This window comes from Pseudomonas sp. W22_MBD1_FP4, assembly GCF_052113765.1.
Taxonomy (GTDB): Bacteria; Pseudomonadota; Gammaproteobacteria; order Pseudomonadales; family Pseudomonadaceae; genus Aquipseudomonas; species Aquipseudomonas sivasensis.
In genome coordinates this window covers 428,934-445,250 of sequence record NZ_JBGQOI010000001.1, presented here as the reverse complement: position 1 = coordinate 445,250, position 16,317 = coordinate 428,934, and the positions used below count along the sequence as shown (strand labels likewise).

The 16,317-nt window shown below is 61.0% G+C and carries 16 protein-coding genes; 7 read left to right on the top strand and 9 right to left on the bottom strand.

All coding sequences use genetic code 11. The annotated features are described in order from the left end of the window. Positions 1 to 5: 5 nt before the first annotated feature. The 3 genes from rarD to ACEN2T_RS02085 all read right to left on the bottom strand — a co-directional run bounded on the left by rarD (position 6) and on the right by ACEN2T_RS02085 (position 3,102). Positions 6 to 887 carry an EamA family transporter RarD gene (gene rarD, locus ACEN2T_RS02095; protein ID WP_032885747.1) on the bottom strand — a complete coding sequence of 294 codons (882 nt, stop codon included), beginning with the start codon at positions 885 to 887 and terminating at the stop codon, positions 6 to 8. A gap of 220 nt (positions 888 to 1,107) precedes the next feature. Beyond that, the gene (locus ACEN2T_RS02090) at positions 1,108 to 2,118 is read right to left on the bottom strand and encodes an aldo/keto reductase (RefSeq protein ID WP_032885691.1); all 1,011 of its coding nucleotides are present in this window, start codon (positions 2,116 to 2,118) and stop codon (positions 1,108 to 1,110) included. Between the two features lie 81 nt (positions 2,119 to 2,199). Continuing rightward, positions 2,200 to 3,102 carry a LysR family transcriptional regulator gene (locus ACEN2T_RS02085; RefSeq protein ID WP_442116207.1) on the bottom strand — a complete coding sequence of 301 codons (903 nt, stop codon included), beginning with the start codon at positions 3,100 to 3,102 and terminating at the stop codon, positions 2,200 to 2,202. A 101-nt stretch (positions 3,103 to 3,203) separates the two neighbouring features. On the opposite strand from ACEN2T_RS02085, the gene ACEN2T_RS02080 reads away from it, so the two are divergent. Further along, on the top strand, positions 3,204 to 3,908 hold the full coding sequence (locus tag ACEN2T_RS02080) for an SDR family oxidoreductase (protein WP_442116206.1): 705 nt from the start codon (positions 3,204 to 3,206) through the stop codon (positions 3,906 to 3,908). Positions 3,909 to 3,956: 48 nt separating this feature from the next. Here the strand turns inward: ACEN2T_RS02080 and ACEN2T_RS02075 are convergent, their stop codons facing one another. After that, positions 3,957 to 5,267, bottom strand: coding sequence for an MFS transporter (locus ACEN2T_RS02075; RefSeq protein ID WP_032885688.1), 1,311 nt, complete (start codon positions 5,265 to 5,267; stop codon positions 3,957 to 3,959). A gap of 161 nt (positions 5,268 to 5,428) precedes the next feature. On the opposite strand from ACEN2T_RS02075, the gene ACEN2T_RS02070 reads away from it, so the two are divergent. From ACEN2T_RS02070 to ACEN2T_RS02055, 4 genes are all read left to right on the top strand, one after another. Next, entirely contained in the window at positions 5,429 to 6,535 is a 1,107-nt protein-coding gene (locus ACEN2T_RS02070; RefSeq protein WP_032885687.1) for a sugar diacid recognition domain-containing protein, read from the top strand. A gap of 91 nt (positions 6,536 to 6,626) precedes the next feature. Next, positions 6,627 to 7,766: a glycerate kinase gene (locus ACEN2T_RS02065; RefSeq protein WP_442116205.1), complete on the top strand. Its 1,140-nt coding sequence runs from the start codon at positions 6,627 to 6,629 to the stop codon at positions 7,764 to 7,766. Positions 7,767 to 7,821: 55 nt separating this feature from the next. Further along, the gene (locus tag ACEN2T_RS02060; protein WP_442116204.1) at positions 7,822 to 8,892 is read left to right on the top strand and encodes a DUF1176 domain-containing protein; all 1,071 of its coding nucleotides are present in this window, start codon (positions 7,822 to 7,824) and stop codon (positions 8,890 to 8,892) included. 61 nt (positions 8,893 to 8,953) lie between these two features. Beyond that, complete coding sequence (locus ACEN2T_RS02055; protein WP_099602506.1) at positions 8,954 to 9,466, top strand: GNAT family N-acetyltransferase; 513 nt, start codon at positions 8,954 to 8,956, stop codon at positions 9,464 to 9,466. Here ACEN2T_RS02055 and ACEN2T_RS02050 read toward each other — a convergent pair. Then, a complete protein-coding gene (locus tag ACEN2T_RS02050) occupies positions 9,463 to 10,152 on the bottom strand; it encodes an amino acid racemase (protein ID WP_122680975.1) in 690 nt (229 codons plus the stop codon). The genes ACEN2T_RS02055 and ACEN2T_RS02050 overlap by 4 nt on opposite strands. A 163-nt stretch (positions 10,153 to 10,315) precedes the next feature. Between ACEN2T_RS02050 and ACEN2T_RS02045 the strand changes: the two genes are divergently transcribed. Together ACEN2T_RS02045 and ACEN2T_RS02040 are read left to right on the top strand one after the other, a co-directional pair. Next, positions 10,316 to 10,810: a hypothetical protein gene (locus ACEN2T_RS02045; protein ID WP_032885682.1), complete on the top strand. Its 495-nt coding sequence runs from the start codon at positions 10,316 to 10,318 to the stop codon at positions 10,808 to 10,810. A 122-nt stretch (positions 10,811 to 10,932) separates the two neighbouring features. Further along, positions 10,933 to 11,604: a DUF3313 domain-containing protein gene (locus tag ACEN2T_RS02040; protein WP_032885681.1), complete on the top strand. Its 672-nt coding sequence runs from the start codon at positions 10,933 to 10,935 to the stop codon at positions 11,602 to 11,604. On the opposite strand, the gene ACEN2T_RS02035 is transcribed toward ACEN2T_RS02040, so the two are convergent. From ACEN2T_RS02035 to ACEN2T_RS02020, 4 genes are all read right to left on the bottom strand, one after another. Continuing rightward, complete coding sequence (locus ACEN2T_RS02035; protein WP_442116203.1) at positions 11,601 to 12,584, bottom strand: DUF3829 domain-containing protein; 984 nt, start codon at positions 12,582 to 12,584, stop codon at positions 11,601 to 11,603. The genes ACEN2T_RS02040 and ACEN2T_RS02035 overlap by 4 nt on opposite strands. Next, positions 12,581 to 14,131, bottom strand: coding sequence for a J domain-containing protein (locus ACEN2T_RS02030; protein ID WP_442116202.1), 1,551 nt, complete (start codon positions 14,129 to 14,131; stop codon positions 12,581 to 12,583). The genes ACEN2T_RS02035 and ACEN2T_RS02030 overlap by 4 nt, the downstream gene beginning before the upstream one ends. 116 nt (positions 14,132 to 14,247) lie before the next feature. Beyond that, positions 14,248 to 15,648 carry a DUF1254 domain-containing protein gene (locus ACEN2T_RS02025; RefSeq protein ID WP_442116201.1) on the bottom strand — a complete coding sequence of 467 codons (1,401 nt, stop codon included), beginning with the start codon at positions 15,646 to 15,648 and terminating at the stop codon, positions 14,248 to 14,250. A gap of 220 nt (positions 15,649 to 15,868) precedes the next feature. After that, positions 15,869 to 16,234: a response regulator gene (locus ACEN2T_RS02020; protein WP_122680979.1), complete on the bottom strand. Its 366-nt coding sequence runs from the start codon at positions 16,232 to 16,234 to the stop codon at positions 15,869 to 15,871. Between the last annotated feature and the right edge of the window lie 83 nt (positions 16,235 to 16,317).

Below are 16,317 nucleotides of genomic sequence, written 5' to 3'. Positions count from 1 at the left end.
ACGGTTCAAGCCCTGCGCTGGCGTACCAGGTGCTTGAACCCTTCGAACACCAGCACCATGACTGCGATCCAAATCGGGATATAGGTCAGCCACTCGCCCGCCTTGATGCCTTCACCCAGCAGCAAGGCCACGAACAGCAAGAGCACCGGCTCGACATAGCTGAGCAGCCCGAACAGGCTGAACGACAGTAATCGGCTGGCAATGATGTAGCTCACCAACGCAGAGGCGCTGATCAGACCCAGCATGGGAATCAATGCGTAAAGCTTTGGATGCACATCCATGACCGCAAAACCTTGCTCGCCGCTTTGCACGAACCACCAAGCCACCGGCAGCATCAGCGCCATATCCAGCCAGAGCCCACCCAAGTTATCGGTCTTAAGGTATTTGCGCACGATGAAGTAAAGCGGATAGCCAATGATCACCACCAGCGTTGCCCACGAAAACCCACCGGCTTGGTACAACTCGTTGAGTACCCCAAGGCCGGCAAAGAACACTGCGATCTTTTGCAGATAGGACAGCTGCTCACCCCATACCAGCCGTCCGGTGAGCACCATGGTCAATGGCAGCAGAAAGTAACCCACCGAAACATCCAGGCTGCGCCCGTTCAGTGGTGCCCACATGAACAACCACAGCTGCACGCCCAGCAAGGCCGAAGACAACACGACGCCTGCGATCAATCGAGGCTTTGCCGCCAGAACCTGCAGCAATTCCCAAACACGCCGCCATTCCCCGCTGACGATCATGAACACCGTCATGCACGGCACAGTCAGCAGCATGCGCCAGCCGAAAATCTCCAGACCGCTCAACGGCGTGAGCAACGATGTGAAGTAATACATCACGGCAAACAACACCGAGGCCGAGACCGATAACACAACACCTTTAGACACGCTGTCCTCGCGAAAACCGATTTGTACAAGAGAGGCGGGCATTATGGTGCTTGCGGCGTGAAACGGCTGCTCTGTTTCGGGGCGATTGGTGGGAAATTTTCTCACGCCATAAAATTTCTCCTATCCCGGTGGCGAGCGGGCTTGCCCGTGTTGGGCTGCGATGCAGCCCCGCAACCTCTTTCGGTCAACACCCGCTGCCGCTCGCCCCAACAGCACTCGACTACGAGCGAGCGACGCGCCCCGAGACATAGTGGCTAACATCATTGAACCCTGGGGTGGACGAGTGCCCCGATGTAACCAATGAATCGATAAACGCTTCATCCTCAGCCGTGATCTTGACGTCCAGCGCGCCGGTGTAGGCATCCCACTGGGCCTCGGTACGCGGTCCGACAATCGCCGAACTCACCGCTGAGTTGTTCAATACCCAGGCGATGGCAAACTCGACGATCCCCACACCACGTCCCTGGGTATATTGCTGAATTTGCTGGGCAATGCGCAGCGATTCCACGCGCCATTCGGTTTCCAGGATCCGTTTATCCTGGCGTGCGGCGCGGCTGCCCGGTTCTGGCGTGACATCCGGCGCGTATTTACCGCTGAGCACGCCTCGGGCCAGCGGGCTGTAAGGCACCACGCCCAGGCCATAGGCGGCAGCGGCGGTAATCTGCTCCGCTTCAGCCTGACGGTTGACGATGTTGTACAGCGGTTGGCTGATCACCGGCCTGTCCACGCCCAAACGCTCGGCCACGCGGATCACTTCGGCAATGCGCCAACCGCGGTAGTTGGATAAGCCCCAGTAGCGGATCTTGCCCTGGCGGATCAAGTCGCCAATCGCAGAAATCGTGACCTCCAGAGGGGTCGAGTGGTCTTCGCGGTGCAGGTAGTAGATGTCGAGGTAATCGGTGTCGAGTCGGGTCAGGCTGGCGTCGAGCGCATTGAAAATCCGTTTGCGACTCAAGCCACTGCGGTTGGGCAAACCGTCCGGTGGACCGAAACCGACTTTGCTCGCCACCACCCAATCCTGGCGGTGTCGGGCAATGGCTTCGCCGACGAGTTCCTCGGAGCGTCCGCCGGTGTATACGTCGGCCGTGTCGATAAAATTGATGCCCTGATCCCAGGCCTTATCGATGATGCGCAGCGAGTCCTCGGTATTGGTCTGCTCGCCAAACATCATGGTGCCCAGCGTCAAGGCGCTGACCTTCAAACCGGACTGGCCCAATGTGCGGTAAATCATGCAAAGCTCCTTGCGGCTGTGAGACATCATCCATGCAATACCAGACTCAGAGGCTCTGGAACAAGCCCTGAGCGTGTTTCTTCATTCGCTCAGCAACGCATGGCAGCGCACTTGGAGAAACCGATGCAGCACTTTTACCCGCTCCGACACTTGCAGGCGGTGCGGGCACATCAGGTTGAATGGCGTCGGTTCGCCTTGCCAATCCGGCAACAAGTGCACCAGGCGGCCGGCCTTCAGATCCCGGGCGATATCCAGGTTGGCTTTATAAGCGATGCCGTGACCGGCCAAAGCCCAGCGCCGCACAATTTCACCGTCGTCGCTCAGGTAATCGCCTGTCACGTTGACTTCCTGCAGCTCGCTGCCCTGGCGAAAGAACCACGTACTGTTGGCGCGCCCCTGACGCATGTACCGCAGTGTGTTGTGTTGCGCCAACTGCGCGGGCGTCGTGGGTATGCCGTGACGCGCGAGGTACTCGGGGCTGGCACATGCAATGCGCTGGTGACCGGGCACGACCGGCAGTGCCACCAGACTGGAGTCACGGGGTACGCCGAAGCGCAGGGCGATATCGACGGTGTCGCGGAAAAGGTCAGCATTGCTGTCGTTGAGCAGCAATTGCAGGCGGATATTCGGGTGTTCCGCCTTGAATTCGTCCAGCCAGCCCAAGACGACATTGCGTCCAAAATCCGACGGCGCGGCCAATTGCAGCAATCCGGTCAACCCCTGGCTGTGCTGCTTGAGGGCTTGTTCACCTTCGGCCAATGCGGCCAGGGCTTCGCGCACGCTGTCCAGGTAGCGCTTGCCTTCCTCGGTCAGGCGCATGCTGCGGGTAGAGCGCGCGAGCAGGCGGATGCCCAGCCGTGTTTCCAGACGCTTGAGGGCGATGCTGGCAGCAGCAGGCGTCAACCCCAGGCCGCGCGCGGCGGCGGACAAACTGCCCGTGTCGGCGGTGCGCACAAAAACTTCAAGGTCCAGGATTGAGCTCATTTGTAAAAATCCTTTAAAGATCTTGTCGTTTTACCGGGATTTTTCGTCGATTGCCAAGCTGGGAAGATGAACGCTCACTTTCTGACCCAGGACATCTCCCCATGGCATCTTCCCTCAACGGTAAAACGGTCGTCGTGATCGGCGGCAGCAGTGGCATTGGCGCGGCGGTGGCCAAGGCCGCCGCTGCACGCGGTGCTCAGGTGGTTTTGGCGGGGCGGCGCCTATCGTCGGGCCGCGACAACGGCCTACGCAGCGAGCCAGTGGATGTCACCGACCCCGACTCCCTGCAACGTCTGTTCGAAACCGTTGGGCGTTTTGACCATCTGGTGTACACCTCCGGCCCCTCGGTGCGCGCCAAGACCTTGATCGAAACCGATCTGGACGAGGCCCAGGACAACTTCAACGTGAAACTCTGGGGCGCGTTGCGGGCGATCCAGCAGGCGCTGCCTTTCCTAGATGAGCGCGGGAGTATCAGTCTGACCTCCGGGCAACTGGGCCGTAAGTTGGCGCAGGGCCAGTTCATCAAAGTTGGTATCAACGCGGCCACTGAAGCCCTGGGCAAGCAGTTGGCAAAGGAGTTGGCGCCGCGACGCGTCAACGTGGTGAGTCCCGGTGTGATTGATACCCCGGCGTATGCAGGGTTGGCCGAGGACCAGCGCCTGGCGATGTTTGCCAAGGCCGGTGGCGCGTTGCCGGTGGGGCGCGTGGGGCAGGCAGAGGAAGTGGCGGCGGGGTATGTGCTGGCCATGGAAAATGGCTACATGACCGGTGCTGTCATTGATATCGACGGCGGCGGGCTGCTGTAAGCGCGGACGAGATGTGGGAGGGGCTTGCCCCCTCCCACATGGACGCCGTCAAGCCTTGAGGGTGCGCGTCATCCGCAACGCCAACACACTACCGGCCACAATCACCGCCGCCAGTAGGTACAACGCAATATCGGTGGACCCCGTCGCATCCTTCACAAAGCCCACGATGTACGGGCTGAGAAAGCCCGCCATCTGGCCCATGGAGTTGATCAACGCCAAACCACCCGCCGCCGCGCCCGCGCTGAGCATCGCCGTCGGCACTGGCCAGAACATCGGCAGACCGGTGAGGGCACCCATGGTGGCGATCGTCAGGCCCAGAATCGCAATCGCCGGGGTCGTGGCGAAATTCACCGCAATCACCAGACCAATCGCGCCCATCAACATAGGCACCACCAAGTGCCAGCGACGCTCTTTGCGCAAGTCTGCGGAGCGGCCCACCAGCAGCATAAAGACCGCCGCCAGCAAATACGGGATCGCACTGAGCCAGCCGATCACCAAGTTATCGCTGAACCCCAGGTTCTTGATGATCGACGGCAGCCAGAAGTTGATCGCGTACACACCGCTCTGGATGCAAAAGTAGATCAGGCCGAATGCCCAGATCGCTGGGTTTTTGAACACTTCGGCGAGGGAATCGGTGGTGGTTTTCGGCTTGTTGGCCAGGTCCGTCGCCTGGTCGGCTTCCAGTACCGCACGCTCGTGGGGTTTGAGCCACTTGGCGTGGGCAAACGTGTCACTGAGCAGGAAGTAGGCGAGGGCGCCGAGGATTACGGTGGGGATGCCTTGCAGCAGAAACATCCACTGCCAACCCGCCAAACCGCCTTGGCCGGCGGCAAAGTGGTTGAGGATCCAGCCGGAGAACGGGCTGCCGAGTAAGCCGGACACCGGAATCGCCGACATGAACAGCGCCATGATCCGTCCACGTCGGAACGTTGGGAACCACTGCGACAGGTACAGCACCACACCAGGGAAGAAGCCGGCTTCGGCGGCGCCCGTGAACAGGCGCAAGGTGTAGAAATGCGTCGGCGTGGTGACGAACAGCAGGCACGTGGACAAGGTGCCCCACACGATCATCATCAACGCGATCCAGCGCCGTGGACCGAACTTGGTCAGCGCCAGGTTGCTCGGTACGCCGCACAGCACGTAGCCAATGAAGAAAATCCCGGCACCCAGGCCGTACACGGTTTCACTGAATTTCAGCGCATCAAGCATCTGCAACTTGGCAAAGCCAACGTTGACCCGGTCAAGGTAGTTGAACAGATAGCAGATGAAAATGAAGGGGATCAGGCGCAGGGTAATGCGCTTGTAGATGGCGTTTTTATCGTCATCGGTGGCCAGTGTGGCAGCGGCGCTCTGTGACATGGCGTTCTCTCTTTATTATGATTTTTCGCGATGCGAGGGTAACGTTGATCGCTCAACGAGTCTCGGCCACGGGGCGGGGTGCTGTCTTTGTGCTCGCGCACAGTGATGGAAACTTTGCGCTGTGCCGATGAACAACCATGCTTTTTTAGGAATTTAGACTCATGTTCGAGTTGGATCATGACTTGGCACAGGACATCGTCGATCGGACCATGGCGATTTTGCCCTACAACGTCAATGTCATGGACAGCCAGGGCCTGATTCTCGGCAGTGGTGAGTCCGAGCGCATCAACACCCGCCATGAAGGTGCGCAACTGGTGCTGGCCAATGGTCGCGTGGTGGAAATCGACGGCCAGACCGCCAAACACCTCAAGGGCGTACAGCCGGGTATCAACCTGCCGCTGATGCACGATCAGCGTCTGATCGGCGTGCTGGGCATCACCGGCGAACCTGAACTGCTGCGCACCTACGCGGAACTGGTACGTATGACCGCAGAAATGTTGGTCAGCCATCGCCATCAGCAAGCCGAGCAGCAATGGCGACGCCAGCGTTGCGACGATCTATTGGCGTTGCTCCTCGCCGAAACCGGTGATTCGCCGCGCCTAGTCGACGAAGCTCAGCAACTGGGGCTCAAGCCGCAGCTGGCGCGCACGCCGTACCTTTTCGAACTGGGGCCGGGCCAGTCGGCGGAGGCATTAAGCGCATGGCTGACGTCGCGCTATCCGGACAGTTGGTGCGTCAGCTCAGCGCAGTTCTCGTTGTTATGGTGCCGGCCCGCGGCGGTGCAAGTGGATAATCCGCGCCTGCTGGAAAAGCTCGAAGGCCAAGGTTGGAATGTGCTGCGCGTAGCCGTCGGAGGGCAAGCGGAAGGACTGGCCGGGCTGCGCCGTTGCTATCGGCGCGTGGGTGACTTACTGGCCTACGGTCGCGATGTACTGCCGCACTCACGGCTGCTGACCCTCAACCGTTATCGCCTGCCGGTGATGCTCTGGCGCCATCGCAACGACGACGCCCTCGATGAACTGCTCAACCCCCTGCGCAAAGTGCTCGCCAAGGACAACAACGGCCAATTGCTGGCCACGCTGCGCAGTTGGTGCGAGCACGATGGTCAAAGCCAGGCCTGCGCCGACGCGTTGGGTATCCACCGCAACAGTCTGCGTTACCGCATGGAGCGCATCGCTGAACTCAGTGGCGTCGACCCGCTGACCCTGGACGGCATGCTCGCCCTGTACCTGGGCGTCCAGCTGTTGCCCCAGGCTTTGTCGGAATGAACAACAAACCTCACCCGCACTTGTGCATCGGACCGGCGTCATTCCCGGTGCCAACTGGCAGCATGGGCGTCATAAAAACCGGAGAAAGCCCATGAAAATCATCATCGCCCCCGACTCGTTCAAGGACAGCCTGAGTGCCGAAGGCGTTGCCCAGGCCATTGCCCAAGGCTTGGCCGAGGTCTGGCCGGACGCGCAGTTGATCCAGTGCCCGATGGCGGACGGCGGTGAAGGAACGGTGGACTCGGTACTCGCAGCCTGCAACGGCGAGCTGCGCCGCCAGGCGGTTCGCGGACCGTTGGGCGCGACGGTTGACGCGCGCTGGGGCTGGTTGGCCGACAGCCACACGGCGATCATCGAAATGGCCGAAGCCAGCGGCTTGCAATTGGTCCCACCAGGACAGCGCGATGCGTGTATCAGCAGCACTTACGGTACCGGCGAGCTGATCCGCGCCGCCCTGGATGCCGGCGCACAGCGCATCATCCTGGCGATTGGCGGCAGTGCCACCAACGATGGAGGCGCGGGGGCGATGCAGGCGCTTGGCGTGCACTTGTTTGATGCCCACTCCCAAGTGCTGGCGCCGGGCGGTTTGGCCTTAGCTGGCCTGGCCCATATCAGCCTTGAGCGGCTTGATCCGCGCCTGTCTGAGGTGCGCTTTGAAATCGCGGCCGACGTCAACAATCCCCTGTGTGGCCCCCACGGTGCCTCAGCCATTTTTGGCCCGCAGAAAGGTGCCAGTCCCGCACACGTCCAACAGCTGGACGCGGCCCTCAGCCACTTCGCCGATCACTGCGCCAAGGTCTTGCCCAAGGACGTGCGCGACGAACCCGGCAGCGGCGCCGCCGGCGGCCTGGGCTTCGCCGCCAAGGCCTTTCTCGGTGCGCAGTTTCGAGCCGGTGTGGAAGTCGTCGCCGAATTGGTTGGCCTGGACGCCGTCGTACGCGACGCTGACCTGGTCATCACCGGCGAGGGCCGCTTCGACGCCCAGACCCTGCGCGGCAAAACCCCTTTTGGCGTCGCTCGTATCGCCCAGCAGCACGGCGTGCCCGTGATCGTCATCGCAGGCACCCTGGGCGACGGCTACGAGCAAATGTACGCCCACGGCGTCGACGCCGCCTTCGCCTTGCCGAGCGGGCCGATGAGCCTGGAACAGGCATGCAGTGAGGCCCCGCGCTTATTGCGCGAGCGGGCGGCGGACATTGCTCGGGTGTGGCGCGTGGCGGCCAAGCACTGACGCCACCTCCTGAACATGGGACAATCCGCGCCTTTTTTCGACACGGAGAGTCCCCATGCTGCGCCCCGCACTCCTGGCCTTGCTGTTGACCAGCACTGCCACCTTCGCTCAAACCAACACTGAAACCGTTCCCTTGCTCCGGGAAATCAAGAATTGGGTCACGGGTTGCGACAACCTGCGTAATTGCCATGCCCTCAGCGCCCCCAGTGGCGTCGACGAGGAGGACTACAGCTCGCTGACTTTGCATATCTGGCATCAGGCCGGGCCTGAAGGTTACCTGCGTTTGCGCTTCGACCACCGCGGTGAGGCGCTCGACCTGTCGACCCTGCTGTTGGACGGTCAGCCGCTGGGGCTGGAGTTGACGCAGGGTCTGCACGTAGAACTGGATGATCAGGGCGGTGATCCCGAGCTGCAGTCCTATGGCGTGATCGAGGAGGCAGTGGCGCGGCGTTGGTTGCAGCGTTTGCGTAATGGCCAGCGCCTGCAATTGCCGGGGGATGAACAGGCGCATGTGTCGCTGAGTGGGCTGAGCGCTTCACTGCTTTTGATGGATGCGGTGCAGGGGCGGGTGGATAACGTCACGGCCTTGGCCCGCCCAGGTAAGGGCGCGGCCAGCGCCGTGCCTGCACGTTTGCCCACACCGGTGCTGCGCAAATTCCCAGGAGCACCGATGTTGACTGCGCAGGAGCAGGCCGGCCTGATAGCGGCCGCGTTGCACACCGTCACGCCCGAGGACAACGGCACCGGCAGCGCACCCGAGGCGAACGCTGGTGCCCTCACCGCGCAGCAGGCGATGACCGTGGTGCGTTATGACTGCGCGGCCTACAACTGTGAATACGATGTGGTCAGCCGCCAGCGCCAGGCGCCGTATGCCGAAACCCCGATGCAGCTTGAGCCCTTGCCATTAGGGATCGAACCACTGCAAGGCTCTGTGGGATATGACGCAGCTAGTGGCACCTTGAGTTATTTCTACAAGCTCCGGGGAATTGGCGATTGTGGCGCGGGCGCCGTCTGGGTGTTCGACGGCAAGGGTTTCCAGCTCAGTGAATTGCTGTCCATGCCGCGCTGCACTGGGGTGGGTTACGGTGATTGGCCTGCGTTGTGGTCGACGGCGCCAGCGCCCTAGCCATCGGGCGGGCAGGGCCTCTACACTGGCTGGCCACGTGTCTTTCAAAGGATGAAACGCCATGCACACACCTGAACCCCATATCGTGATCCAGCGCTTTACCGAGGCCCATCTTGAGGGCGTCGCAGCGCTCTATAACGAACCGGCGGTGTGTCGACAGGTGCTGCAAATGCCTTACCAATCGGTGGAGGCCTGGCGCAACAAGCTGGTGATGGACAACGAGCGTCGGCTGCAACTGGTGGCGGTGCACGGCGGCGAGGTGATCGGCCAACTGGGCTTGGAACAGTACCTGCGCGTGCGCCAGGCCCATGTGGGTTCGTTCGGCATGGGCGTTGCGCCGGCTTGGCAGGGTAAGGGGGTGGGATCGCGTCTGTTGAAAGCTGCGCTGGACGTGGCTGACAACTGGATGAATCTTCACCGCGTGGAGTTAACGGTGTACGCCGACAACGAAGCCGCGCAACACCTGTACCGTAAATTCGGTTTCGAGGTGGAAGGGCTGCTGCGCGATTACGCCCTGCGTGACGGTGTGTTTGTCGACACCGTCAGCATGGCCCGCCTGCGTCAGCGGGGTTAACCCAGAGCAAACGCCACCGCAGCCTGCGCATGCAGCTCGGTGGTGTCCAGCAGCGGCAGGTCGCTGTGTTCGGGCTTGATCAACAGGCCTATTTCCGTGCAACCAAGAATGATTGCCTGGGCGCCACGGGCGGCCAGGGATTTGATCACCCGTTGATAGATCTGGCGTGAAGTGTCGCTGATCACGCCCACACACAACTCTTCGTAGATGATGCGGTGCACATCCTTACGCTCATCCGTGTCCGGCACCAACACCGTCAAGCCGTGATCGGCCAGGCGGGACTTGAGAAAGTCCTGCTCCATGGTGAATGCGGTGCCCAACAAACCGACCGTCAGCGTGCCGGCCTCCACTGCGGCCAAACCGGCTGCATCGGCGATGTGCAGGAACGGAATCGACACCGCCGCCTCAATACGCGGGGCCACTTTATGCATGGTGTTGGTACACAGCACCACACACTCGGCGCCGCCAGCCTGCAGGCGGCGTGCAGCATCTTCGAGGATCTGCGCGGTGTCATCCCAACGCCCCGCATGCTGGGCCTGTTCCACCGGGCCGAAATCCACGCTGTACATCAACAGTTGCGCCGAGCGTAGCGGGCCCAGCTGGTCGCGCACGCGCTGGTTGATGATGCGGTAATACTCGGCGCTGGACTCCCAGCTCATGCCGCCGATAAGGCCGATGGTGCGCATGTGATGTTCCTGACAAGGGATGTGACTTCACCTTACCCACTGGCCAACCAATAGTCATACGCAGTTGCCTGCCAAATGACCGGTGCAGTTTTAAGGCGTACGGCGAACCGTCGCATCTGCCATGATCAGTCTTCGCAACCTGGCTCACCCAAGGAAATCCGCAATGGACGATGTACAACAACTGGGCGAGATGCTTCGTCATTACGCCGACAGCGAAGCCCACAAAAAACAGCAATTCGACGTGCAGTCAGCCCGCTGGGCGCAAAAGCTCGGCGAGTTGTTCGGGCAGATTGAGCTTTGGCTGGAACCGGTCAAAACCGTCGGGCTGCTGGAAGTCAATCGTGAAGCCTATGTGGCCAGCGGCCCGAGCGTGCCGGTGGAGACGTCCACCTTCAAGACTGAGAAGCTCATTGTGCAGATCACCGGCAAAACCGTGGAGTTCGTGCCGGATGTGATGGGGGCGGGCGGTTCGATTTCCGTCGCGGTGATGGGCTTGACCGCAGCCCGCCACGGCAGCGTCTCGCTGGTGCTGGCGGCCGACAAGAACGACTGGCTGTGGAAGAAAACCAATGGCCTGAAAGACCCCGACACCTTCGGCTTCGACGCCAACTTCCTGGCTTCGCAATTACAAAGCCTGATCCCGCGCGATCGCGCTTGAGCCTTCAGCTTTAAGGCCAGTCGCAGGCCTGGCAAATGCCCGAGGCTAAATAAGGCGTATTCCCCAGGATTGGCTATACCTACAGCTCACTGTTTCGATGATGACCGCCAAGGAGTTCGATGATGAAACTAAGGCTAATGATCGGCGCGCTGTGTATCGCCACGCTGGGGATGACCGGTTGCGCCAGCAAGGTCACGCAACCGGATGAGTATTCGGGCTTTCTGTCCGACTACAGCCAACTCAAACAAGCCCAGTCGCCGTCGGGCGCCGTGGTGATGCGCTGGGTCGATCCCAAGCTGGACCTGAGCCGCTACAACGCGGCGTACATCGAACCGACTCAGTTCTACCCCAAACCCCACGCCACCGCGAAAATCCCCGAGAGCACCCTCAACGGTATCAACGCCTACTACAACCAAGCGCTCAAGCGTGAGCTGGCCAAGTCACTGCCCCTGGCCAGCGCGCCCGGCCCTGGCGTGATCGTGGTGCGCGCGGCAATCACCGCCGTCAGCAGCAAGACCGAGGGCCTGAAACCCTATGAATTCGTCCCGGTGGCCTTGGTGGCAGCGGCGGTGAGTACCGGTACCGGCATCCGTGACCAGGAAACCACTTTGGGGACCGAAGCGCAGTTCCTGGACGGGGCCACTGGCAAGGTGATCGCCCAGGTGGTGCGCAAAGGCACCGGCAAGCCGTTGGACAATGCTGCCCAGGTAATGAAGGCCGATGACGTCAAAAGCGTGATCGATGGCTGGGCGTCGGACCTGCATCAGTCCTATGTAAAGCTCAGAAACCACTAGAACGCATTCCTGGCCAGGCGGTTGTAATAGCTGAGCAGGGCGTCGTAGCGGCGGGTGACGCGGTAATAGTCGTCACTCAACTGCTGCGGCGCGGCGTGTTCCTGCCAGTCCTGGTGCAGGGTGGTCAACGCCTTGAGGTATTCATCGGCAGGCGCTTTGATGTTGTACCAGAGGTAAATCGCCTCATCGTCCAGCCTTCTGCTGGGCATGGCATTGAGAAAGACTCTGCTGTCCTCGGCGGCCTTGCGTACCCCCTCGGTCAAGTCAGCCACGCGCTGCGGGGTCAGGTTGGCGTCGCGCACGCCTTGCTCGATCTGGTTCACCGCCTGGCGCGCCGCGATCATGTAGTTGAGCAAGTGCCACTGCATGTCTCGGCCAAAGCGCGCTTCCAGCAACGCCAGTTGCGCGGGACGCACACTCAGGTCTTCATCCGCCAACTGTTGGCGCAGAGAAGTGGACGCTGCCAGGTATTTTTCGACGACCTGATCATAGGCCCGCAGCAATTGCTTGCCAGCGGCCTCTGACGCTATTTCCTGCGTTGTCGGCGCCAGGCTGCGCGCCTGCACGCGAGTAACCCCATCGGCCAGTGCCGTGACGTTGTACAACGCTTGCGCGTAGGCACCGGCGGCGGCGAGCAAGTTGCTGTCGGGCGCCTGGCGTTCCAGTTTCACCGTGTACTGCTGCGAACACACCGACCGCTGGATAAGGTACGGCTCGGGCTCATTGCGGTCGCCATAGGTATCGAGGGTGGGTTTGTCGGGCTCCACTTCTGGAATGGGGTAATACGCGAGGCGCGTGTCCCGGTCGACGCGGTTTACGCAATCAATGATCGGTGCCAGGGCACTGGCTCTGGCAGTGTAGGGACTGTCGCGCTGGTCCAGCCACAGTTGCACTTTTTGCAACGGTCTGGTGGCGCTGGCCACCCCGAGCAGGCCAAGGCCCAATGCGATGCTTATGGGTAACAACCATTTTGGATTCATGGCTTGCCCTCCTGGCCGTACCACTGCACTTGGGTGGCGGGCGCCTGGCACTCAACCACGCTACGTGGCATGCGGCTGCACAGGCGTTCGGTCCACTGCTGCAGACCTTGGTTGCGGGTAACCAGGTGCTGGTTGTCGAGCATCTTCAACCCGGCATAGAGCGCGACCGCGCCAACAAGACAAAGCGTGCCGCCCAGGACGGCCCAGCGTGGATGCCGGGCGGTCCAAGGGGTGTGGTGATTCATGAACGGCCGCTTGATCAAACCCACCAGCGCCAGTGCGACCGCCAGGGTCAAACTGGCGAACGGGCTGAACACATAACCCAACGCTGCGGCCAGAATGAGACCCGGTACCAGGTCACGTATCGGCAGCAACGGCAAGTGGGTTGGGCTGAGCCAGCGGGGCAAGCGTTGGCTGAGTTGTTCATCCAACACGCGGTAATGGTGGGCCAGCGGTCGCCAGGCCTGCCAGGCTATGCCCGCACACACCACGGCGCCGATCGACCACAGAATGCCCTGGCCCAGGGTCGGTATTACTTTGCCGGCCAAGGCTTCGGCCTTTACCAGCACACCCACCAGGCAACTGAGCACCAGCGCAACGATCCACGGCCAGCTGTCCATGGAGGCCTCCCAGCCCTGCCAGAAATACACCGTGCCACCGGGCATGCTTTCGGCAACGCTGACGTGGTCGGCATAAATATCGGCACTCAACGTCTTGCAGGCCTTCCAGTCGTCTTCGTCGAAGCGCTGGGCAAAGGCGCGGCGCTGGCCAAGGCTCATGGGTGCCAATAGCAAGCGCGCGGCACGCTGTTGCGGGCTGTCGGGCGGTTGTGCGGCCAATGCACGTTGGTGCGCCATAAAAGCAGGACCCTCTTGGCGCTTCAACATCTGCGCCCAGTCTCCAGCGGGGCACCCATGATCTGCGCCACCGTGCCAGTTTTGTCCGGCGCAAACCGCTTCGAATACAGTGCTCGACCAGTAATGATGGTTGGCAAGCAGTCTGGCCAACCATTCGTTGAACCACTCGGCATGGGGATGATTGTTCACCCAGGCATGCGCGTTGGGTGTAGCGGCGTAGGCCGCCAGGAACGCAGCGTCGTCTTGCTGGCCAAGGGCTTGGTGCAAGGGGTTCTGCAATTGGGTCCGTTGCTGGAACTCCAGGGTGCTGATTAACGCGCTGGGCAATTCCAGGCGTTGCCAGGCAGTCAGCCAGTTGAAGGTTTCGAAGGCCCACCGGGTGTCTTCGGCATTCAGATCGCCTTCGATGCAGCGCTGTAACAGGTGGACTTCCAGCAACAGCGCGGTGCCATCGGCCATGGCCGCTTCGTAATGCTGAGCGAGGGTTTGGTCGGGCGTCTCGACCAGCACGTCATCAGCGACCTGCTCGTCCGGGTTCCACGCCAGTGCAGCCTCGTAGGCTTCGCGCAGGCGCTGAAAGCCTTGCGGGTCATCGTCCGGGCGGTTCTGTTTCAGCAAGGCGGCGTATTGGCGCTTGATCGTACGGCTATCGGCATCCGGCGTCAGGCCGAGGACATTCCAGCAAGTCATGTGCGGTACAGCTCCCTAGACAATCGCAGGCGCCATGCCTGTTTTACGGCGTGATATTCCAACGGCATGGGGCAGGGCGCGCCCGGTCCAGCGCTGTTGCGACCGGGCGCGAGGTGTCACTTAAGCGGCGTCAGTGGCGGTAGCTTCCATTGACCGGAACCTACCTCAGGTTTGGGCAGGTAAATGCGCAGCACAGCGAAGAATGGGCCGGGTGGAGCCGGCAACCAGTTGCTCTGTTCGGCTTTCGGTGGCTCATGGTGCTGTAGCGCCAGGGTCACGCCGCCATCGGCGTCGCGCTTGAGATCAGGCAACATGTGCGAGTTGATCAGGTAGCGTTTCTTGTGGTTGGGCACCAGCAACTTGGTCTTTGCGTCGTACAGGGTCAGGGACCAGAACGCATCGGCCGGCGGCAGTTGGTCCTTGGCGAAATGCACGGTGTAACTGTGGCGCGCACCGTTGGCAGGCTTGCCTTCGCTGTCGACGACGTACTCGAGGTAAGCGGCCTCGTCACTGGAGTTGCCGAAGATCCCCAGGTCCGCACCGGCGTAGCGGTACAGGTAGTTGTTTTGCAGATGGTCGCGACTGCCGAACAAATCACCGCTGGGCACTTGATGCGTGTCGATCCTGTCTTTTTTGAACGCTGCAAATTCAGCGCGGGCATCGCTGATGCCATCTTCCAGGGCTTTGCGCTGCTCGGCGGTCAATTGGTTGAGCGTGAAGGGTGCGCCGGGGGCGATGCCGATCCTGGCAAAACGCGCGAGCAGCTCTTTTTCACTGTCCTGAGGGGCGGCGAAGGAGAGCATGAAGTTCAGGTAGCGGAACAGCTGCGGGCCTTCGACCATGGTCGCCGTAGGCTTGGGCCATTCGACCTTCGGCGCCTTGGCCGGCGCGGCTTGTTTCACATAGCTGCTCAGGGACTGGACTTTGTAGCCGCTCTGGATCTGCTTGACCTTGTTCAGGTCTTTTTCATCGAACAGCTGCGTGCGGTACAGGGCGTAGGCGATGTTGCTTTCGCTGTACACCACGCGGTCAACGTCCACCGGCTGCTGACCTTTCCAGTCCGGGCCGGCAATCATGTAGTGGCCGCCGTTGTTGCCGGTGCTGCGGGTGCCCAGGTAGGCGAAGTTCTGTGTGTAAAGATCGATCAACTGCACCGAGTAGTAACGGTTGTCTTCGATCTTCGGCAACGTCAGCACCAGCGGCTCGCTGCGCAGGTCCATCCATACAAACGAGTAGGCCGTGTCGGAACTCGGGGTCACGGACGCCGTGTCTTTGGGCGTAAACACCTGGGCGGTGTTGCCTATCCGGTTGAACGGCGCCTTGAAGTTGGCACCGCCTTTATCAACGGCCTGGGTGTAAAGCGTCTTGTACATCTGCACGACCGGGTAGCCATACAGATACGCTTCCTTGGCGATAGCCCGCGCTTCGCTCGGGGTCGCGGTGAAATCGGCCAAGGCGCCGGTACTCATGAGTATCGAGAGGCTCGCCAACAGCAGGCGCGTCGGTTGTTTGATCATGTTGTTGCGTCTCTTAATGAGCAGGGGGTGATGTCTTCCAGTTTTCAGCTTTTATCGACGTTGGCCTCGGTCGGCGCATACAACCGTAAAAAGCTGAACCCGTGTTTGCCGGACGAAGTTTGCACCCAGTTGCGCTCGAAGTCTTTTGGCGCGTGCGTTGAGGGGCACGATCGCGCTAGCGTCCTATTGAATGAGTAACGGGGCAGGGCGGCGACGAGTGTCAAACGTTGGGCAGCATCGCTTTGACTTTGTCACGCAGTTGATCGATGGAAAACGGCTTGGCAATCACCTGCATGCCGTCAGGCACATCGATGTTTTCGGCATAGCCGCTGGCGAACAGGATGGGCAGGGAGGGGCGCAACTCACGCACTTTGGTTGCCAGTTGCTTGCCGTCCATATCGGGCAAGCCTACGTCGGTCATCATCAGGTCAATCACCTGGTCAGTATCTTTAACCTGTTCCAAGGCCTTTTCAGCGTCGCCTGCTTCAAGCACCTTGAACTCCAACTCCTCCAGCACATCGACGATCAGCATGCGCACGATGGCGTCGTCTTCAACGACAAGGATGGTGGAGATGACTGTGGACATAATATGGAATTCCCAAAAAAGGCGAGGTTTACCGGCTGCCGTTCTGACAGGCCTCTTCCTTGAGTAAGCGCGGCCTGTAGACA